This window comes from Citrobacter sp. TBCS-14 (assembly GCF_005280805.1).
GTDB lineage: Bacteria > Pseudomonadota > Gammaproteobacteria > Enterobacterales > Enterobacteriaceae > Citrobacter > Citrobacter gillenii.
In genome coordinates this window covers 1-740 of record NZ_SZWM01000390.1, presented here as the reverse complement: position 1 = coordinate 740, position 740 = coordinate 1, and the positions used below count along the sequence as shown (strand labels likewise).

Sequence of the window (740 nt, the reverse complement as noted above, 5' to 3'; positions counted from 1 at the left end):
ATAAGCCGGGTCAGTACCTTCTTCCACCAGCTTGTCGAAGCACAGCAGAGAGCCCGCCTGCAGCATACCGCACAGGATAGTCTGCTCACCCATCAGGTCAGATTTCACTTCTGCAACAAAGGAGGACTCCAGTACGCCAGCACGGTGACCGCCGGTTGCCGCAGCCCAGGCTTTAGCGATCGCCATGCCTTCGCCTTTCGGGTCGTTTTCCGGGTGGACGGCGATCAGCGTCGGTACGCCGAAACCACGTTTGTACTCTTCACGCACTTCGGTACCCGNTAATGTCTTTACGGATCTGTTCGCCCACTTCCACGATGTTGAAACCGTGGGAATAGCCCAGCGCCGCGCCGTCTTTCATCAGCGGCTGTACGGAACGCACCACGTCGGAGTGCTGTTTGTCTGGCGTCAGGTTAACCACCAGGTCAGCCTGCGGAACCAGCTCTTCGTAGGTACCGACTTTAAAGCCGTTTTCGGTCGCTTTACGCCATGAAGCGCGCTTCTCAGCAATCGCCTCTTTACGCAGTGCGTAGGCGATATCCAGACCGGAGTCACGCATGTTCAGGCCCTGGTTCAGACCCTGAGCGCCACAGCCGACGATGACCACTTTTTTACCCTGAAGGTAGCTTGCGCCGTCGGCGAATTCTTCGCGGCCCATGAAGCGACATTTGCCCAGCTGAGCCAGCTGCTGACGCAGATTCAGTGTATTAAAGTAGTTAGCCATGATGGTGTACTCCGTGATG

The 740-nt window shown here is 56.8% G+C and carries 1 pseudogene; it reads right to left on the bottom strand.

The features are described 5' to 3' along the window. A pseudogene (ilvC, locus tag FDX22_RS31205) lies at positions 1 to 721 on the bottom strand (ketol-acid reductoisomerase); the annotation flags it as partial. Positions 722 to 740 lie beyond the last annotated feature (19 nt).